The organism is Qipengyuania sp. GPGPB31 (assembly GCF_038396345.1).
Taxonomy (GTDB): domain Bacteria; phylum Pseudomonadota; class Alphaproteobacteria; order Sphingomonadales; family Sphingomonadaceae; genus Qipengyuania; species Qipengyuania citrea.
Window position 1 is genome coordinate 1,923,243 of the sequence record NZ_CP149572.1, and the last position, 19,825, is coordinate 1,943,067.

General features: G+C 59.6%; 17 protein-coding genes and 1 pseudogene. 5 read left to right on the forward strand and 13 right to left on the reverse strand.

The features are described from left to right. Positions 1–78 precede the first annotated feature (78 nt). Together WKH79_RS09690 and WKH79_RS09695 are read right to left on the reverse strand one after the other, a co-directional pair. Positions 79–429: a hypothetical protein gene (locus WKH79_RS09690; protein WP_082847541.1), complete on the reverse strand. Its 351-nt coding sequence runs from the start codon at positions 427–429 to the stop codon at positions 79–81. 113 nt (positions 430–542) lie between these two features. Next, positions 543–986, reverse strand: a complete 444-nt coding sequence (locus tag WKH79_RS09695; RefSeq protein ID WP_050600430.1) for a CBS domain-containing protein — start codon at positions 984–986, stop codon at positions 543–545. 346 nt (positions 987–1,332) lie between these two features. Here WKH79_RS09695 and WKH79_RS09700 point away from each other — a divergent pair, with 346 nt between their 5' ends. Both WKH79_RS09700 and WKH79_RS09705 read left to right on the forward strand, forming a co-directional pair. After that, positions 1,333–1,875 carry an NAD(P)-dependent oxidoreductase gene (locus WKH79_RS09700; RefSeq protein ID WP_341858738.1) on the forward strand — a complete coding sequence of 181 codons (543 nt, stop codon included), beginning with the start codon at positions 1,333–1,335 and terminating at the stop codon, positions 1,873–1,875. Then, positions 1,808–3,874 carry a vitamin K epoxide reductase family protein gene (locus tag WKH79_RS09705; RefSeq protein ID WP_341858739.1) on the forward strand — a complete coding sequence of 689 codons (2,067 nt, stop codon included), beginning with the start codon at positions 1,808–1,810 and terminating at the stop codon, positions 3,872–3,874. Before WKH79_RS09700 ends, WKH79_RS09705 begins: the two co-directional genes overlap by 68 nt. Positions 3,875–4,675: 801 nt before the next feature. Here the strand turns inward: WKH79_RS09705 and WKH79_RS09710 are convergent. Continuing rightward, positions 4,676–5,293 (reverse strand): cation transporter, encoded by a 618-nt coding sequence (locus tag WKH79_RS09710; protein ID WP_050600433.1) that lies wholly within the window; start codon positions 5,291–5,293, stop codon positions 4,676–4,678. A 74-nt stretch (positions 5,294–5,367) separates the two neighbouring features. On the opposite strand from WKH79_RS09710, the gene WKH79_RS09715 reads away from it, so the two are divergent. From WKH79_RS09715 to WKH79_RS09725, 3 genes are read left to right on the forward strand one after another with little or no spacing between them, the layout of a single operon-like run. After that, a complete protein-coding gene (locus WKH79_RS09715) occupies positions 5,368–5,550 on the forward strand; it encodes a MerR family transcriptional regulator (RefSeq protein WP_341858740.1) in 183 nt (60 codons plus the stop codon). After that, positions 5,547–5,768 (forward strand): MerR family DNA-binding protein, encoded by a 222-nt coding sequence (locus WKH79_RS09720; RefSeq protein ID WP_341858741.1) that lies wholly within the window; start codon positions 5,547–5,549, stop codon positions 5,766–5,768. Before WKH79_RS09715 ends, WKH79_RS09720 begins: the two co-directional genes overlap by 4 nt. Beyond that, positions 5,765–6,091 carry a YnfA family protein gene (locus tag WKH79_RS09725; protein ID WP_050600435.1) on the forward strand — a complete coding sequence of 109 codons (327 nt, stop codon included), beginning with the start codon at positions 5,765–5,767 and terminating at the stop codon, positions 6,089–6,091. Before WKH79_RS09720 ends, WKH79_RS09725 begins: the two co-directional genes overlap by 4 nt. Before the next feature lie 246 nt (positions 6,092–6,337). Here WKH79_RS09725 and WKH79_RS09730 read toward each other — a convergent pair whose 3' ends face one another. The 10 genes and pseudogenes from WKH79_RS09730 to WKH79_RS09775 form a co-directional block, all read right to left on the reverse strand. Next, positions 6,338–8,590: a TonB-dependent receptor gene (locus WKH79_RS09730; RefSeq protein WP_341858742.1), complete on the reverse strand. Its 2,253-nt coding sequence runs from the start codon at positions 8,588–8,590 to the stop codon at positions 6,338–6,340. Positions 8,591–9,032: 442 nt separating this feature from the next. Next, positions 9,033–9,992 (reverse strand): cation diffusion facilitator family transporter, encoded by a 960-nt coding sequence (locus tag WKH79_RS09735; protein WP_063512547.1) that lies wholly within the window; start codon positions 9,990–9,992, stop codon positions 9,033–9,035. A 24-nt stretch (positions 9,993–10,016) separates the two neighbouring features. Next, positions 10,017–10,880, reverse strand: a complete 864-nt coding sequence (locus tag WKH79_RS09740) for a hypothetical protein (RefSeq protein WP_341858743.1) — start codon at positions 10,878–10,880, stop codon at positions 10,017–10,019. Between the two features lie 175 nt (positions 10,881–11,055). Further along, positions 11,056–12,078 carry a sodium:calcium exchanger gene (locus WKH79_RS09745; RefSeq protein WP_050600439.1) on the reverse strand — a complete coding sequence of 341 codons (1,023 nt, stop codon included), beginning with the start codon at positions 12,076–12,078 and terminating at the stop codon, positions 11,056–11,058. Next, positions 12,075–12,704 carry a cation diffusion facilitator family transporter gene (locus WKH79_RS09750; protein WP_050600440.1) on the reverse strand — a complete coding sequence of 210 codons (630 nt, stop codon included), beginning with the start codon at positions 12,702–12,704 and terminating at the stop codon, positions 12,075–12,077. Before WKH79_RS09750 ends, WKH79_RS09745 begins: the two co-directional genes overlap by 4 nt. Further along, entirely contained in the window at positions 12,701–13,072 is a 372-nt protein-coding gene (locus WKH79_RS09755; RefSeq protein ID WP_050600441.1) for an STAS/SEC14 domain-containing protein, read from the reverse strand. The genes WKH79_RS09750 and WKH79_RS09755 overlap by 4 nt, the downstream gene beginning before the upstream one ends. Before the next feature lie 440 nt (positions 13,073–13,512). Beyond that, positions 13,513–16,810: pseudogene (locus WKH79_RS09760) on the reverse strand (CusA/CzcA family heavy metal efflux RND transporter). Positions 16,811–16,832: 22 nt separating this feature from the next. Further along, positions 16,833–17,981 (reverse strand): efflux RND transporter periplasmic adaptor subunit, encoded by a 1,149-nt coding sequence (locus WKH79_RS09765; RefSeq protein ID WP_050600443.1) that lies wholly within the window; start codon positions 17,979–17,981, stop codon positions 16,833–16,835. Positions 17,982–17,992: 11 nt separating this feature from the next. Then, the gene (locus WKH79_RS09770) at positions 17,993–19,180 is read right to left on the reverse strand and encodes a TolC family protein (protein WP_269420624.1); all 1,188 of its coding nucleotides are present in this window, start codon (positions 19,178–19,180) and stop codon (positions 17,993–17,995) included. Positions 19,181–19,309: 129 nt separating this feature from the next. Continuing rightward, on the reverse strand, positions 19,310–19,657 hold the full coding sequence (locus WKH79_RS09775) for a hypothetical protein (protein ID WP_050600445.1): 348 nt from the start codon (positions 19,655–19,657) through the stop codon (positions 19,310–19,312). Positions 19,658–19,825 lie beyond the last annotated feature (168 nt).

Consider the following 19,825-nt stretch of genomic DNA (forward strand, 5'->3'; position numbering starts at 1 on the left):
CCGCACCGGCGAAGACCGGTTCGTGCGGCTGCATCGTTCGTCAGTCTCGCAAAAGTCGCAACGCGCCTTCAGGGAAAACTAGACGGTGAGGATAGGTTTTGGAGGGGGCGATTCCGGTAGCGGTGGATCTGTTTCAAACCACGGGGCCGCAGAAACAAGGTAGCTCGGCATCAAGCGAAGGGGCGCACCCTCCATTTCAGTCGCATTCGACAGAGCCAAAGGCGGCAAGCAATTCATGGCAATCACGCAATCGAGCGTCATGCTGGAACATGGTCCTGCCGGATCGGTGGATGTATCGTTATCGGCCATCTCGGCACAGTCGCTCATCTCCGCCGCCTCGATCTGAGGAAGGGCTGCCGCATTCGCTCCAACCTGGACAAAGAGTCCGAAGCCAAAAAGGATCAAGGTCAAGGTACGAATGAACTTCACCGGCCCGAGATAGTCGGGGGCGAGGCGATTGACAAGTAACGAGCGATTGCGGACGGGGACCGATCAGATCGCCCCGTCCGCTTTATCCGCGTAAAATCAATAGTCTTGTGCGACTAGCAGCATCCCGCCGAAGCTGGCTCCGAACTGGCCTCCGATACCTCGCGCACGAGGTCGCCGGTTTCCTTCTCAGCTGCGCTTCTGGCGATATCGGCCTGCGCAACGATGCCGCAGCATTTGCCTTCGTCATCGACCACCGGAAGCCGCCGAACCTGATTGTCTTCCATCTTGGTGCAGCATTCGTCGACGCTTGCATCGGCGGTGACAGTAACAGGTGATGATGTCATCACCTCCTCAACGCGTTGGTCGGAGGAATTGCCTTTGGCAACACAGCGGCAGGCGATGTCCCTGTCGGTCACCACGCCCACCAACGCACCGGAATCATCGACAACGGGGATTTGGCCGCAATCATTATCGACCATCAGTAAAGCTGCCTCTTGCACGGTGCTCGATGGATTGCAGCATGCGGGGTTCGATGTCATTACGTCTTGGGCCTTCATGTCGCCTCCTACTCTTCGAAAATTGTAGTTTGATATGACAGAACTACGGTCTCCCCTTACCATGTGTTCCTATTTCAAAGCCGACTCGTTGGTCTTTCGCGCTGGTCCGTATTATCGGCTGCCGAGGAAACCCGAGGCTCGGCAGGAAGGGTGCCGTTAGTTAAATCCAATGCCCGCTCGCTGCGGAAATTGCTCTCGATGTGAGGGAAATCGATCGTTATTTCGTAACAGGGAGAAGGACTGCGTTTTCCCGCACGCTTTCGGGTTGGAAACTCTGTTAGATTGAGGTTTTTAGGCACCGCTCAAGGGTCGTGAGGTCGTTCAAAGTCGAAGCAAGGATCATATCTTGACTGACAACTCCGATAAACCTGTCGTGATCGTTACTGGCTCGAGCGGCTATATCGGCTCAGCCATCGTAAAGAAGCTTGCAGCGAGATACCGCGTGATCGGATTCGACCGCGACGCCGCTCCCCATCCCCCGGCAGAGGCCGAATGCGTCTGTGTCGATGTCACCGACCAGGCGAGCATCGATGCCGCCTTCGAACGCGTTCGAACCGCCTATGGCAAAAGGATCGCCTCCTTCGTCCACCTTGCTGCCTATTTCGATCTTACCGGTGAACCGAACCCCAAATATGACGCGGTGACGGTCAAGGGAACCGGTCGATTGCTCGACGCACTTCAGGATTTCGAAATCGACCAGTTCGTGTTCGTGAGCACGATGCTGGCCCATGCCCCCATCAAGGGCGGCGGGCTGATCGACGAGACCTCGCCGCTGGACACGGATCTGCCCTACCGCAGAATCGAAGGTCCGCACCGAGCAGTTGATCCGCGAGAAGCGCGGCGACATCGATGCGGTCTTCGTGCGGCCTGCGGGCGTATACGACGATGAAGGCCATTCGGCGTTTCTGGCACAGCAGGTCGCGCGAATTTACGAGAAGCGGCCGAGCGCCCGCGTCTATCCCGGTGACCTCGACACCGGACAGCCATATTTGCACCTTGAGGATTTGCTCGACGGGATCGAGCGAATCGTCGACCGGCGGAGCGAGCTTCCCAGTGAATGGCCGGTTCTTCTCGGCGAAGATGACGTGATGTCCTATGGCGAACTGCAAAAGTCGCTTGGACGCCTGATCCACGATGAGGACTGGACGACGCGCACGGTGCCGAAGGGCCTCGCCAAGACCGGCGCCTGGGTCGAAAACGAAGTGCTTGGCGAAGAGACTTTCATCCGGCCGTGGATGGTGGACATTTCGGACGACCACTACGAACTCGATCTCAGCAATGCGCGGGAAAGGCTGGACTGGACGCCGCAGCACAGGCTGAGGACCGCCCTCCCGCGGATCGTCGAAGGTCTGAAAGCCGATCCTTCGGCCTGGTACGCTGAGAACAAGCTCAATGCCGCGCGGGTGGCCGGCAGCAATTTCGATGAAGCCGATGAGGCAGAGCCTGCCCCGCTAAGCGAAGATGCTCTGGCGGACCACGCCGGTCACATGCGCAAGATGCATTTCAACATGCTCTGGGTTCATTGGTTTACGATGTTGCTCGGCCTATGGCTCGCGACCACACCGTTTGTCTTCGGGACCTTCGACCAGAGCGAATTTACCGCTGCAGTCACGCGCATAACCGAGGATCGCGATCTCTGGGATCCCGCGCTACGAAGCTGGCTGACAGCCTGGAACGATTTGGTGAGCGGCGTGCTGATCATGATCTTCGCGGCCATTTCCCTTTCGCCGCGCGGAGGCTGGGCGCAATGGGCGAACACCTGTATCGGCATCTGGCTGCTCGGCGCCCCGTTGCTGTTCTGGACGCCCGATGCTGCCGTCTATGCCAACGACACTTTCATCGGCGCACTGGTGATCGCTTTCACCATCCTGGTGCCCATGATGCCGGGCATGGCTCCGGAAGGCATGATGGACGACAGCGACGTGCCGCCGGGTTGGACCTATTCGCCCTCGACCTATGTCCAGCGCATGCCGATCATTATTCTCGGCGCCGTCGGTTTCTTTCTTTCACGTATCCTCACGGCATATCAGCTCGGCCATATCGACGGCGTGTGGGAGCCGTTCTTCGCTTCGCCAAGCGCGCTCAACGGGACCGAATACATCATTACCTCCGATGTCTCCAAGGCCTGGCCGGTGGCCGATGGCGGCATCGGTGCGATGAGCTACATGTTCGAGATCCTGATGGGCGTCATGGGCGGCAGGGCCCGCTGGCGGACCATGCCCTGGATGGTGACACTGTTCGGCATCGTCGTCGTGCCCCTCGGCGTGATCAGCATCTACTTCATCATCATCCAGCCGATCATGATCGGCACCTATTGCACGATCTGCCTCATGGCGGCGGCCGCGATGCTGATCATGATCCCCTATTCGCTCGACGAGCTGGTCGCGATGGGCCAGTTCCTGGTTCTCAACACGCGGCGCGGGCGACCGTTCTGGCGCTCGTTCTTCCGCGGCGACGCGCTGCCAGGCGGCAGCAAGGACTCACATCCCGGTTTCGATGCTCCGCTCGCGGCGATCGGCGGTTCGGCGGCGCGCGGGGTCACGGTCCCATGGACATTGGCCATCAGTGTGCTGATCGGTGCTTTCCTGATGTTCTCCAGGCTCGTTCTTGGGAATGTACCGCCTCTTGCTGACAGCGACCATCTGGTCGGCGCGCTGGTCATCACGGTCTCGGTAATTGCCATGGCGGAGGTCGCAAGGCCATTGCGCTTTCTCAACGTCGCGTTCGGTGCCTGGCTCATCGTGGCTCCGTGGCTTATGGACGGAGGCGCCAGTACTGTTGGCAACGTTGTCGGTACGATGCTCGGAGCGCTTCTGATTGTACTGAGCCTGCCAAGAGGGCATCGGAGCGACGAACATTACGGAAGCTGGGACCGGTTCGTTGTTTAGCGGATCGGCATGGCGATGGCGGAGCCAATGCAATAGGATGGTGAGCTTTGGAGCCTATTAATACGGGTAGGCCCGAAGCAGTGTGGCGGGGCGCGCATCCCGCCCTGTGGATCGCCATTTTCGGCGGACTGATTGCCTTCGCCTGGGAAATGTTCCAGCTCCCGTTCTACAGCACTGACGGGCTTGGTCCTGTTGAAGCCGCATACCGATGTGGTCTGGCATCGTTCGGTGACGCGGGTATCATGGTGGCGGCCTATCTGGGCGCCTCGTTGGGAAACCGCCGAACACCTTGGCTTGTCGACTGGCCAATATCCCGCTTCCTTATCTATCTCGCCATCGGTCTCGCGATAACATCCGTGGTCGAAATATTGGCCGTTGGGGCTGCCTGGGGCTGGACCTACAGTCCCACTATGCCGCTAGTCCCTGGGACAAAGATCGGACTCGTTCCCATAATCATGTGGGTTCTTGTCCCGACCGCGACCCTTTGGCTCTCACGAAAAATGGGACTTGGGTCAGCCTAGTCGAAGCGAGCGAAAGTGATTCCTAATGAGCAGCGGTCGCCGGGATGAGCAGCGCGACGAATTGCATCAAGACTGTCACCATCAGGAGAGACAATCGTTACCCGGCCGCCGAAAACATCACCGTCTCCGGAGTCCACCGCAAGGATGGTTTTGATGGACCAGTACTCATGCGGTCACCTGCAATAATTGAAAGCGGTTGGCCTTCAATGGGCTTTGAAAGGAAGTTAGCGTAAGCCAGCAGAGGTCGTGCTATCACGTAACTGCCTGTCGGAGTCCCTTCTCAAGCAGAGCGCAACTCACCGCGCGCTTGACCGAATACCTCAATACTGCCCCAAATTGCTAGGCTGGCCATAATGGCGGCCACGACCAGGTCGGGCCACGCGCGCCCGGTTCCGAAGACACCCAGCGCCGCGCCCAGAACCGCTACATTGCCGATCGCGTCGTTGCGCGAGCAAATCCACACCGAGCGCATGTTGGCATCACCCGTGCGAAACCGGAACAACATCGCGGCAACTGCGAGATTCACCGCAAGCGCGACGGTTCCGATAATGCCCATGGTCCCGGCGTCCGGCGAGGCACCGACAAAGAAACCCCAGATCGCGGAGCCAAGCACCCATAGCCCGAACGCCAGCATGGTCGCTGCTTTGGCAATGGCTGCGCAAGCGCGCCACGCAAGCGCCATTCCGGCAACGCAGAGACTTATGGCGTAATTTGCCGCATCGCCCAGAAAATCGAGTGCGTCAGCCTGCAATGCACGCGAATCAGCAGCAAGGCCCGCCACGATTTCGACGCTGAACATAACCGCATTGAGAATGAGAGCGATCCACAGGATACGGCGCCACAGCGGATCATTATTCGCCTCGACGTCCTCGACAGGACCGCAGCAATTTTTTCCCATTCGCTCGACTCCTTGTGTCGAATCGATTTATACACCTTGTAGTCGCTACAAGGTCAAGCGATCGAGGGAAGCCTATGCGGATCGGTGAACTCGCCCGCGCGGCGGGCGTAAAAGCGGAAACCATCCGTTACTATGAACGCGAGGGCGTTCTCGCGTCCCCGCCCCGCACACAGGCCAACTATCGCGACTACGGTCCCGAGCACGCCCGGAGACTGAATTTCATTCGCCGCGCGCGCGCGACCTGGGGTTTTCCATGACGCGCATTCGCGAACTTCTCGAACTGGCCGACGACCGGTCGCGGGCCTGCCATGCGGTCGACACGCTGGCACGAGCGCACCTGGGCGAAGTCAACCGCAAGATTGCCGATCTGGAGGCTCTCCGAAGGGAACTGCGCCGGATGCTGGAAAACTGCGAGCAAGGAACGGTCGGCACCTGTCTGGTCATTGAAGCGCTCGCCGAGGGGACTGAAGCGTGAACGCGATATGGATCTATCCCCTTGCCGCGCTCGCCGAGATTGCGGGGTGCTTTGCGTTCTGGGCCTGGTTCAGAATGGACAGGAGCGCCTGGTGGCTCCTTCCCGGAGTATTGGCGCTCGTGTTGTTCGCCTATCTCCTTGCTCGCATTGAGGCGGATGCTGCAGGGCGAGCCTTCGCCGCCTATGGCGGCGTCTATATCACCGCGTCGCTTGGCTGGCTCTGGCTCGTCGAAGATACACAGCCGGATCGCTGGGATCTGCTAGGAGCATTGATCTGCCTCGGCGGTGCCACAGTCATCCTTTTCGCGCCACGCGTGGCCTGAAAGATCGCGACGAATCCCTGATACTGAAAACACCGGTCGACTTTTCAGGGATACGATTGTCGTTCGAGAACCAGGATTCGCGGACGAGCTCACCCCCAGGCGTCCGCAACAGTCTTGGTGGGGAGTTCCGCCCTGCCCAATCCCGTCTGGCATTCGATCTAGGGTCAGCTTTCATCTCAGTTCTCGCCTCCAAGCACGCAAAATGAAGGGGGCGCGAACATCAACGCCAAAAGCCTCACGCGGAGTTTAAAAACTGACCCGAGCACCACCCACAATGCGCCGCGGAACCCCTGGTCGCAGACCGAACGGGCGCCTGCTCACGGCGTATTGATTGTCGAGAACATTGTCGACGCGCGCAAACAGGGAGAATTTGTCAGTCAGCGCGTAACTTCCCGCAATATCGAAGACGATGCGATCATCGATCCTCTCGTTTTCAGCAACGGCTCCGCTTCCTGGATTGTCGCGCAACTCGGAAACGTAGTTGGCGCCAACGGTAGCCGCCGCACGTCCCATGTTTACCCCCGCTTCGACATAGAGCTGATGGCGCGCGATGTACGGCAGGTCATCGCCTTCGTTTACGTCGCCAAAAAATTCGCTGTCGAAGCTGCTGTCGAATTCTGCATCCGTGAACGTGTAGGCAAGCGAGAGCGGGAACGAGACCGAATTGGAAAGGCGAGGTTCAACCGCCGCCGACAGTTCCAGCCCTTTGACCGTAACCGCGCCGCCATTGAACTGATCGCCAATATCACCGACGCTGCAGCCCACGGATTGAGTGCAGTTGCCCAGAAGGTTCGAGTAGTCGTTGTAGAAGCCGATCGCGGAGACCTGGACCTTGTCGCTCCGATAGCGGACCCCGGCTTCGTAGTTCCAGCTTTCCTCGGCCCGTGCATCAGGATTGCCTGGACCGGGAGGTGAGAAACCGCGCGACACACCTGCCAGCAATATGGCATCACCCAACTCGTAGGTGGCGCCAAGACCTGGCAACCACTGATCGATATTGGTCTGACGGACACGTGTCGGCCCATTTGAGCGATCCGGGTCCGACCCGGCATAGTCGAGCCGGGTCAGGTCAATCCCTTCATACCTCAAGCCGGGAGTCAGTGTCAGGGCACCGATCTCGATCCGGTCCTCGATATAGAACGCGATCGCCTTTGCTTTCGCTTCCCGGTTGGCTTGCTGACCAAGATCGGTCTGCCGTTCGAAGACGAGATCACCCCCGATCTGTGAGTAGAATTCCTCGTTTTGCAGCCTGTCTTCCTCATCCTCGTGGTAGCGGACAGATACGGCAAGGTTGTGCCTCGCGCCGCCCATCTCGAAGGGGCGCTCAAGCGAAATCTGAGCGCCTTCGCTGCGATAGACGCGGTTGTTGTTCCGTATGCGAACCGCGCCCTCGAAGCTATCCGCCCCGCGCAAGATGCTAAGCGCCCCGGCATTGTCCTCTGGATTAACGAAAACCGAGCTAATTGAATCGAAGCTGCCATCGCCGTCGAAGTCGATATCCTGGAGCTTGGACCAGCTGCGGGCAAAGTCGTTCCGGTACAGCGTAGCTGTGATCCTCGTTCCGTCAGAAAATGCCAAGCTGCCGGTAACGCGATATTGATCGTGCTCACCGGAAAAAGCGTCGCGCTGGCTTGCCGCATAGCGACGATAGGGCTCCGCCGCGAAATCGGTATCGGCCAGTCCAAGGTACGTCTCGTTGGCTTCAAGGTCCGATCGGCCATAGACGAATTCCAGTCGTGCCTCGACAGGCGCGTCCGGTGCTGTGTGAACAGCCAGGCGTCCACGGTAATCCTGTCGCTCGAAGCCGGTGTCGGCGTCGGAACGCCCGTCGATCGTCTTGAAGCCGTCGCTTCCCTGCTGGTAGGTTTCGAGCAACGCGCCGACGTAGTCCGTGTCTCCACCGACCCAGGCCTGTCCCTGATAATAGTCGCGCGACCCGTATTGCCCGGAGGCGAAGCCAGACAGCCCGTCGGTCGGAATGTCGGTCGACCGAAGATTGACCGCCCCGCCAATCGTACGGGGCCCATAGCGAATGGCTGCAGCGCCTTTTGTGACCTCGACCGCCTGCATGCGTCCGATGGCCGGGAAATAATACGCTGCCGGCGCGGCATAGGGAGCAGGCGCGATCAGCACGCCGTCTTCCATGAGCGTGATGTTGCTCGAACGTTCGACCGGACTGCCGCGCAGACCAATATTCGGGAACAAGCCGAACCCGTCTTCCTCCTGCGTATTGACGCCGGGGATTTGGCGCAGGACGCGATTTACATCCCCGTGATCGAACCGGCGCAGATCCTCGCTATCGATAATATCGGCCGATCCCGCGATACGATAGGGATCGATCCGGCCGCCGACCACAATGATCGATTCCACCGGATTCTCCCGGCGCTCGTCTGCAATCTGTTCGGCGCGCACCTCTCCGTTATCAGGCCCGGTAGCCTCTTGTGCCACGGCCGGTGCGGACAGAGCGATTGCGAGGGACGAGACGGCAGTACGATACATAAAAACTTCCTGTTCTCCGAGTGTAGAAATCGGGGCCCTAACCTTCTTGCGATTGCCTCGCAAGAGCAAAAAGGCTCAAGGAAGTTTGGCGGTGGCGCTAATGCGCATAGTCTTGAGATGCCGGACGCGGGATCTTGCGGCTACTATCTAGCGAGAATGAAGGCGCCTCACCTGAATTTGGAAGAACAAGTCTGACGGTCGGCGATCTCTCTTTTTATTCGGCCCGCCACATTGCATTTGCCACCACGCGTGGCGTCGGTCCCTCGAGCGTGATCATTGCCAGGCCCATGGCATGGCCGCACATTATCGCCGGTCTGACTTAGTTTTGTTTTTCATGCACTTATACACACCCGGACCTTGCAGCTGAACTTTGGCAAATCGGGTTTCGACTTTTCCAGCAAATTTCCAAGATCTGCCGCAGCCATCGGAACGAGCATACGGATTAGTGCTGATGGGGTCCGCCAACTTCATGCGGATGTGCGGTTTGATGCCCGGGAACGAGATCAGCTTCGCAGTCCGTTTCAAAGCACGCTTCGAATGTCGCATGCTCAATCTGAAACTCTTCTTTCAACATGGACCTAGCCCGGCCCTTCACTTTCTCGAATTGCTCAAGTGAAGCGCCTTCAGGGGTTACATGCGTTTCCAGCGCCCGGTGATGCTCGCCGATCGACCAGACATGAACATGATGTACTCCGTCGATCCCATCCAAATTTTCGAGTGCCGAAACGATCCGATCAAACTCCAGCTCGTCGGGAACCGCGCCCATCAAGAGCCGTACGGTCCTCGGCATCAGGGTCACCCCCTGCCAGATGACATAACCGGCGATGATCAGGGTGATGATCAGATCCGCGATGTAGAGATCGTATAGCAGGATCAGCGCGCCAGCGACGATCACACCGACCGACGCGAGAGCATCGGAGACGTTGTGCAGAAAGGCCGCCTTCATGTTGATGCTGTCATGCGAACCGCGATAGACGATGAAGGCAGTCACCAGATCGATGACCAGCGCTATGCCCGCCACGCCAATGACGGTCCAGCCCTCGACCGGCTGCGGATCGGCGAACCGGTTGATTGCCTCGACCAGCAGGTAGAAGCCGATGATGAGCAAGGTCGTGAGGTTGATGAGCGCGGCGACGACTTCGCCCTGCGCATAGCCAAAGGTCATCAGTTTATCGGCGGGACGCCGCCCGATCTTGCGCGCGAACCAGGCCAGGCCAAGCGCGGCCGCATCGCTGAAATTGTGCAAGGCATCAGCGATCAGCGCGAGCGAGCCCGACACGATCCCGCCGATGATCTGCGCTACCGTAAGCAGGACATTGATCGCTACTGCGAAGATTAGCTGGCGATCGCTCAGGTTCTCTTCGCCGTGATTATGTCCGGCGTGACCGTGGGAATGCCCCATTATTCGTGTCCCGTTGTTAGTGGTTCATTTGCTAAATGTGGCTGCCGCCGACTCTACGGGATGCTCCAAACCCGAGTTCGAAATATTCACCACGTCGGATAATTCGGCGAGCCCGGCAAAAATGAGTGCGAGAAGGGCGAACCCGACGAGAAAAGCAAGAAGCGATTTGAAGTGCCTCGTTGTGTGTGCCGCTTGATGAAGAAGCAAAGCTCTTACCGCCGCAGCCAGAAGCAACCCTGCAAAAACCGTGAGGAGCCAAGGCAAGCCGAAACTATCGACGCTGTGTACCATCCAGAATGCCAACAGCGCAGAACCGATGAAGGCCAGAGCGAGACCGACCTGTAGCGCGATGCGGTCCATTCGGCTTGAGTTGGCGGCTATGAGCCTGGAGCCAATCTGGCGACTAACCAAGATATTCGCCATGGCTAACCCTGCCGCGGTGACTATTGCTAAAGTCACGGAAGCGGCTGCTGTAATACCAAGCACCAAACCATAGCCGATCAGATCGACGATTGAAAAAATGGACGATACAGCCATGTTGGACAAATCCTCGTCACGATCATGCTGTTTTCTTTTGCCATCCGCGAAACGATGCTTGAGATAACCGGCTGCCCTGCACAGAAGAACATAGGCTATTCCGCCGAGCAAAAAGAGCACAGGGATGGCCCAGCGATCGACTGTCGATTGTACGAACGGCGTGATCGCCAGCGCAACGGTCGCAAACAGAACGCCCGCAGCACCAGGATACAACAGATCGGACCGGCGCAATCCCGCCCCCACCCGTTCGACCCACAACGTCCCTACGACCAAGCCGGTGCTTGCGAATATCGCAAGAAGCAAAACATGCGATCGGCTTTGTGTCTCAAAGATAGTGTCGAAAAGGCTCATTAGCTTTTCAAACCCCGTACCGCCGGAAGTTCGTCTGCGACTTTCTTCCGCGCGACAGGCAAATCTCCATCAAAATCTTTTCGGGGAGATGTCCTCATAAGCAAGGGCTGATCGTCATGATCCTCTTCGCGGTGGCTATGGCCGCTCCGTTCACCCTGATCTCGGTTGTCATTGCTCATCCGGCTCCTCCGGAGACTTGCAAAGGCTTCACCCACAGGAATATTACGGCAATAAAAGCCGCATTGGCTGCCCAGAACGCGAAGATGTGCCATCGACCAAAGCCTCTTTTCTCTTCGTCTCCCAACGAAAGAAAGAGAGCGTATAGCGCGGCCATCAGCACGACGAACGCGAGACTGACCCAGAAGAGTTGAAAATTCTCGATCGGCGTTCCGATGATGGTGAGCGGGATGAAGGCGAGCGTCATGGTCACGACATGGTCGCCGATCACGCTTGTGCTGGCGGAGGTCACCTGACCGGAGCGCGCGACGCTCCAGGTCGTGAACACCTCGGGCAGCGATGCGACGGCGGCAGTGATGAAAAGACCGCCGACGATATTCGGGATGCCGAGTGCGCTCACGATCCTTTCGGTCGAGAATACGGTGAAGTAGGCCCCGACCGCCAGGGCGCCGACGCCCGCTATGGCCATCCATTTCTCCTTTAGACTCCACTCTACCTCCTCTCCCTTCTCTCGGCCCCGAACGAGAGCCTGAAGGAGATAGGCGAGATACGCGATCAGCAGCAGCCATCCATCGATCGGCTGCAACCCGCGCCAAGGGGCGGGAAGCGTCAGTAGAGCGAAGACCGCGAGGATCGCCAGGTAAGGCAGCGCCTGGACGGTAAGAGCCCCCTTATCGACCGCGACGTAATGATCACGACGATGCTTCTTGTGCTCCTTGTCAGCACCTTCAAGGGCCCCTTTACGGGTCGCCAGATAAGCGGTCGTCACGATCACCGGAATCACCAGAACGGTCGAACCCAGCATGGCGCCAAGGCCGATATCGGACACATCACGAGCAGCGCTCGTCACATTGATGCCCATCTCTGGCGAAGCGGCGGCTAGACCTAAAAAGGAGCCCCCCGCCGCGACGGAGAACCCCCATTGCTTGCGTAATTTCTTGAGCGGTGCGGACAGGCGTTCCGCGCCCCAATGAGCGGCCCAGACGGCGGCGAGGAGAACCGCTGCCCAGACCGCGATCACTTGCGCCAGCCCTCGTGCTCTGTGCCCTCTTCCTCATGGATGTCCATATGCGCATCGCGCAGGATCTCGATGCCGCCGTAGATCGCTATGCAGGCCACACCGATCCCGACGACGAGATCGGGCCAATTCGATCCGGTGAAAAACACTACGATACCCGCTATGATAATCCCGCCGTTCGAAACGAAATCATTCAAACTGAACGTGGTGGCTGCACGTAAATTGACATCCTTATTCTGCAAACGTTTCAGCAGGTAAAGGCACCAGAGGTTCACCGCACCGGCAACCAGCGCCATCACCATCATGACGCCGCCGATCGGATCCGAACCCTCCATGAAGCGCCGGATGGCATCGAGAATCACACCGCCTGCGAACACAAGCAGCATGACCCCGGAAAAACGCGCGGCTCCGCGCTTCCAGACCCGGGAGCGGGTGAGCGCAAGCAGGCTCAATGCATAGACAATCGCGTCCGACGAATTGTCGAGCCCATTGGCAATCAGCGCGTTGGAATCGCCGATTACCCCGGTGATGAAAAACCCTATCGCAATCGCCACATTGAGCCAGAAAACGATCCAGAGAGTGCGGCGCTTTTCGGCCGAATCGAGGTTGAGTTCGCCTTCGCCGCTCATGACGCATTCCTTCCGTCTCTCGCCCAGCTTTCGGCGGCAACCCGCTCGACAGGTGTGAAAAACCTCATCTCCGCGCGGAATAGCGGATCGAAAAGCTTGGTGCCCCACTCTTCCCAACTACTATCGCCGACCATCGCGATCCGGCCGAAGCTGTCCTTGTGCTTCGCATCGAATTTCAGGTCGCGCCAGAGACCGCCCATATCCCAGCCAGAAAAGTCGGGAGCAAGTTCGATAAGCATCGGAACCGTCCCAGGAACTCGCGCCGCGACGCGCTCGAAAAACGGAACGAAGCGGTCATAGTCGCTATCGGAAAGCGTTCCGTCCGCCCTGATGAGCAACAGACCGTTATCTTCGATTGCGGTGAGCATGGCGATTTCTCCTCTTGAATGTTCCGCGCGACCGTCGAGCGGCTTTGGCGCGTCCTCTGGACAGCGGTAAAAGATGCGCTCGAAACCTCGATAGGTGCAGGTGAAGGGCCGTCCCGGGCTACAATCTTCGATCGTAAGATGGCGCACTTGCATTGGCCGCGCATGCCGTTCGAAGGGCTTATGGTCATGGTATATGCGATGGCCTCACCCTCATCGCGCCAGATGCCGACAGCGGACAGATCACCGTCCGAAGGTTGCACCTCTGCATAGAAGCCATCGGCGAAAAACACCCACGCCGTGCCCGTATCGCAGCCGGGCGTTCTGCCGAGGCTCCGCGCGCCCGCAATTGAGTCCGATACCGGATCGCTTCGAGACTTGTCAGTCCCGAAGCGATCTGAGGCAGACAAATTGACCTAGCTAACTTCAATTAGCCCTCCCCTTCAAGTAACATCCCGAAGTTCTTTACGTTCCTCAGGCGTGACGTTGCGACGCAGGCGGTCCCACCATCTTTGGCGCCAGCTTCGCTTCTCCTTGCCATCATCGAGTACCAGGCGAGCGATCGCTGGCAAAACGAACAGCGTGAGCGCAGTGGCTGTGATCAGCCCGCCGATAACCACCGTAGCCAAGGGACGTTGCACCTCAGCACCTGTTCCTGTGGCAATCGCCATCGGCACAAAACCCAGCGACGCCACCAACGCGGTCATGAGCACCGGTCGCAGTCGCGCCAGCGCGCCATCGGCAATCGCCTCATCCAGTGACATCCCGCTGTCGAGTCGCTGCCGGATCGCGGTCATCATGACGAGACCGTTGAGCACCGCCACGCCGGAAAGCGCGATAAAGCCGACCGCTGCCGACACCGAGAATGGCAAGCCTCGCAGCGCCAGAGCGAACACCCCGCCAGCCAAGGCCATGGGAATGGCACTGAACACGGCAAGCGCTGGAACCCATCCACCCAAAGCCATGAACAGCAAGAGGAGAACCAGAGCGAAGGCAATCGGGACGACGATGGTGAGCCGCGCCTGCGCTTCCTGCAGGTTCTGATACTGTCCGCCCCATTCGATGAAGGAGGCCGGCGGCATATCGACGCCGGTCGAAACCCTTTCCTGCGCTTCCTCAACAAAGGAGCCGAGATCGCGCTCGCGTACGTTGGCCGAGACGATCACAAGCCTTCGGCCCTGCTCTCGCCGAACCTCGGCAAGGCCATCGACGACCTGAAAATCGGCCAATGTCCGCAAAGGAACGGTGACCCCGTTTTCAAGCACGATCGGGAGCGCGCCGAGCTGGTCGAAATCGTCGCGCGTCGCATCTTCGAGACGCACGACGACATCGAACCGGCGATCGCCTTCGAACACGAGCCCTGCCGGACGTCCACCAAGTGCGATGGCGACCGACTGGGCCACGTCTTCGACGGTCAGACCATAGCGCGCGATGGTCGGGCGGTCGAAGGCGATATCCATCGTCGGAAAGCCGGTCACCTGCTGCACCTTCACGTCCGCGGCGCCTTCGACACCTCGGAGCACGCTCGCGACCTGGCCCGCCGATTCAGTCAAGGCAGTGAGGTCATCGCCGTAGAGCTTGACGGCGACATCGCCGCGCACGCCTGCGATCAGCTCGTTAAAGCGCAATTCAATTGGTTGGCTGAATTCGTAGAGATTGCCGATGAGGCCTCCGAGCGCGCTTTCCATTTCACCAACAAGCTCATCTTTCGGCAAATCGGGATCGGGCCATTCATCGCGAGGCTTCAGGATAACATAGGCGTCCGAAGCATTTGGCGGCATTGGATCGCTGGCGACTTCCGCCGTGCCGGTCCGCGAGAACACTAGATCCACTTGGGGAAACTCTTCGAGCCGGTCTTCGACCCGCCGCTGCATCGCCAGCGAGCGTTCGAGCGATGTCGAGGGGATGCGCAAGGATTGCACCGCGATGTCGCGTTCATCGAGCTGCGGCGTAAACTCGCTGCCCAGAAAGCCGAATACGAATACCGCTACTGTGAAGAGACCAACCCCGGCACCAATCATCGGCCAGGGCCGCGCAATGGCCTTGCGCACGGCGGGACCGTAGCGCTCTTTGGTCCAGCGAATGGGCTTCACCTCCTTTTCGGTAAGCTTCTTGTTGAGCAGCACCGCGATCATCGCCGGGACGAAGGTCAGCGACAGCACAAAGGCCGAAGCCAGCGCGAGCATCATTGTGATCGCCATGGGCGAGAAGGTCTTGCCCTCGACCCCGGTAAAGGTGAGCAGCGGCGCGAAGACGAGGAAGATAATCGCCTGACCGTAGACGGTCGGTTTGATCATTTCTTGCGCTGCGAGACGCGTTTCGGTCAGTCGCTCGCCCAGAGTGAGCAAGCGGCCCTCGCGGTGCTGTCGGGCTGCAAGCCGGGCGACGCTGTTCTCGACAATGATGACCGCACCATCGACGATCAGGCCAAAGTCGAGCGCGCCCAGGCTCATCAGATTGCCCGAGACACCGAGCCGGTTCATGCCGACCGCTGCCATGAGCATCGATACGGGAATGACCAGCGCGGTGATTATGGCGGCGCGGATATTGCCGAGCAAGAGGAACAGGACGGCGATCACGAGCAATGCGCCTTCGAGCAGGTTCTTTTCGACGGTGGAGATCGTCGCATCGACTAGTGAGGAACGATTGTAGACAATCTCAGCGACAACTCCGTCCGGAAGCGATGCACGGACCTCGTCGAGCCGTTCGGCAGCACCGGCTGCGACGGTGCGGCTATTCTCGCCAGCGCGCATCAGCACGGTTCCCACCACCGCCTCTTCACCGTTCAGTGAAGCAGCACCGGTTCGCAGGTCGCCGCCGATCTCCACATCGGCCACATCGCCGATGCGGATGGGCACGTCCTCGCGGGTCGCAATGACGGCTTCTTCTATGTCGGCAATGCTGCCCAGCCTCGCATCGACGCGGACGAGCAGCGCTTCATCGGCACGATCGACGAAGTTGGCACCGGCCGCGAGGTTGGCGGCCTCGAGCGCATCGATCAACAGAATCGAACGACAGGCCATAGCCGGTCAAGCGCGCGGGATCGGGCTGAACCAGAAACTGCTTTTCGAACCCACCGATCGAATCCACGCCGGCCACGCCGTCGATAGAGCGCATCAGCGGTGCGACGACCCAATCCTGCACAGTGCGCAGATAGGCCGCCTTCGCCACTTCGCTTTCGAGGCGGTCACCACGTTCGGTGATGAAGCTGCCGTCGGACTGCCAGCCTGTGCGGCCACCAGTGGTCGCACCCTTGCCACCAGGGTGCTCATATTCGATCGTATACATCAGCACTTCGCCAAGGCCGGTGGAAATCGGACCCATGGTGGGCTCCGCCCCCTCTGGCAGCGAGGCTCCAATCGGTGCGAGCCGCTCGTTTACCTGCTGGCGGGCGAAGTATAGATCGGTGCCTTCCTCGAAGATCGCGGTGACCTGGCTGAAGCCGTTGCGCGAAATCGATCGTGTCATCTCCAGACCTTCGATTCCGGCGAGGCCGGTCTCGATCGGAAAGGTCACCTGCGTCTCGACCTGCGAAGGTGAGAGCGCAGCAGCGCTGGTGTTGATCTGGACCTGCGTGTTGGTGATGTCGGGAACCGCGTCGATCGGCAGGCGCACCAGATTGAACGCTCCGTAGATCGCTGCGAACACGGTCAGGACGATGATCGCCCAGCGGAAACGAACGGCGACATCGAGGATGACTCCGATCGGGCCGTGACGGTGGCTACCTTCGTCCGAAGACATGGGAGAAGATGCCGTGGTTCGATCAATGGCCATGTTCTGCGCCCTCCTTTTCGAGCTCGGACTTCAACAGGAAGGCATTGGCAGTCGCGATCCGCTGACCGGGCTCGAGCCCGGAGAGGATCGTCACCATTCCGGCAGACCGGCTGCCGATCTCGACCTCCCGAGCCTGAAATCCGCGTCGTGTCCGCACGAAGACAACATCGCGTCCTTCGAGCACCTGCACAGCATCTTCGGGTACCGCGATACGGCTCTGGTCCAATTCGCCCGAGGGGCGAATACGCGCCTGAAGGAACGATCCGGGCTGCAGACCGGGAACGGCGCGCGTCAAGGTAAGAACCGCTGTCGCGCTACGGCTCTCGGCATCGAGCGAAGGCGTTACCGACCGGACGCGAGCGCCGATCTCCCTTCCATCGCCGAGGATCAACGCAGCCTCGTCGCCAGGCTGGATGCGTGAAGCATCTTCGGAAGGCAGCGCAACCTCGATCTGCAAGCCGCTGGGATTGACCACGCTGTAAAGCTCCTCCCCGGCGTCGACGAACGAGCCGAGCACGATTGGAGCGGCGGTCACACGGCCCGAAAGCGGACTGGTGACAGCGAGCGAGCGTCCATCGCCGCTCACGCCTGCCGCGGCGACGGCCGCCTGCGACCGGTTCAGTTCGGAACGGGCAACGTCAAGATTGGCGCGCGCCGCTTCGAGATCCTGGCGTGCGGTCACGTTGGCTTCGAATAGCCGGCGCTCCCGTTCATAGGCCGCCGAAAGCTCGGTTACGCGGGCGCGGGCGGCACTAAGCTGGGAAGCGAGTGCAGCCGCATCGGCGCTTTCGATCCGAGCGACGGTCTCGCCCTGCCGGACATAATCGCCAAGCGTCTTGCCAACGCTGCGCACGACACCGGAAGCCCGTGCATCGATGCGTGCGCTGGCGGTCGGACTTGCCGCAACCGTTGCAGGAAATACGAGTTCGACAGCGGCACCCGTTTGCACCGCTGCGACCTCGATCTCGGCGGTGCGGATCTGCTCTTGCTCGATTAGCACGAGCCCCTCGGGCAGTTCTGTCTCTGCGACCTCTTCGTCCGCGTGGGTGTCGACCTGGCTGTCAGGCCAGAACATCAGCATCAAGGCCGAAACAAGTATGACAATTCCGGCGATGATCGCCAGTCTTTTGCGGTTCATTTTGGTATTCCTCATTGTGCGGCCAGCCTGATCAGTTCGGCGGCAGCTTGTCCCCGGTCTTCTTGCGCAGCAATCAACGCCTCGCGAATGGCATCGCGCGCTTCGGCTGCGCTCAACACTTCGATCAACGGAAAACGGCCATTGCGATAACCGATGCGGACGAGCCGAAGAGCCTCCTCGGCCTGGGGGAGTGATGTCGTGGAAAGCGTCTCGACGCGCGCTTCGGCAGCAAGATATTGCGATCGTGCGCGCGTCACGGCTTGCTCGAAATCGGCCAACGCTACAGCCTCGCGAGCATTGGCGGCGCGCAGCCTTGCTTCGGCTGCAGCGATATTGCCCTGATTACGATTCAAGAAGGGAAGCGGGATCGAGACACCGAGAAGAAAGGCACTGTCATTGCTTTCCTCGAAGCGTCGAACACCGGCGGAAACGACGGGATCGGGAATGCGCAGGCTGCGCTCACGATCGATCTCGGCGGCGGCGGCGGTGCTTTCCGCACGCGCCACTCGCAATTGCAGACCGCTTGCTGTCGCCATTACAGCACCGGGCGGTTCGATCCCGGGGAACCTGCTCGGAACAAGCGGCGGCGCCCCCTGATCGCCCCATAGCGAGGCGAGGGCCGTTCGGGCTGCAAGACTTGTCGCTTCGGCGGCCTGAAGTTCGGCTTGCGCTTCCGCCAAGGCCGCTTCGGCCCGAAGAGCACGGAGCGGGGGCTCGCGCCCGACTTCTACGAGGAGACCGGCAATGCGGGCGAGCTCTTCGTTTCGCTCAACCACATCGAGGGCCAGTTCGACGCGCGAGGCTGCTGCAGCCGCTGCTACGTAGCGTTCACGGACAAGAAATCCGAGTTCGGCCCCCGCAAGGTCAGCCCGCAGATCCGCCAGCTGTGCCTGCGCCCGGGCAGCCTCGACGCGTGTGCCGCGTTTACCTCCAAGTTCGAGCCGCTGTCCGACAGCAAGCGTATATTCGGTGGCGCTTAGCCCGGAGAAGGCCCCACTCCCGGCGATGTTCTCGACCTCGAGCGATATTTCAGGGTTGGGCCGCAACCGCGCCTGTCCGACAAGAGCCTGCGCCGCCTCGGCTTCCGCTCGAGGGCCGACGATGCGCGGGTTTAACTCGGTGTTAGCGGGTTCGGCAACCACGCCTGTCCGGCCCAACGCCTCGTCGAGCGTCAGAAGCTCCCGCTCCTGCGCTGCCACAGGCGTGACAATTGCGGCGAGGGTTAGCCCTGCTATCAGGGCCCCTCGCCATTTGATGGCTGGCATTTTTCAAAACTCTCTCTGCTGACAAATCGAAATGCGCTGCGTCAAGCAGCGCAGTGACGGTCGTCAGGCGCGAGGAGGGCGTTTGGGTAAATTGCTCGCATCGCCGAATAATTCTTCGGCCATATGCGACCCAACCGTGATGTTAAGCCGGTCGGGCATGTCGTTTAAAAGCTTCGATTTCAGTGCTGCGGCGACGTGATGGCAATGCCCGTGGGCGCATTCCTGCTGCTCCGGGCTTTCGTTTTGCGGGCTCTCGTCCGCATCAATGTCGAACATCTGGACCGAATAGGCTATTTCTGACAGCTCGTCCGCACATTGCGCTGCTTCGACCGCCGGAGACGCCATCAGCGCTGCGACCGCCAAAAGGGCGGCGACAATCCTGACGGGAATCAAGGCGTTCAGATCGAACATCCTGTGGCCCCTAACAAGGTGAAACGAAAGTTGAAACAAAAATCTTCTCGGTTGCTGTAATGTGATATTGTCACGAAGCGTCCGGACAATGAATATTGTTCGAGTAGTTTCTTTTTCGACCAAATTCCATGGAATGAATGCAGCGTTCTTATAAGGCGAAAGCTGATT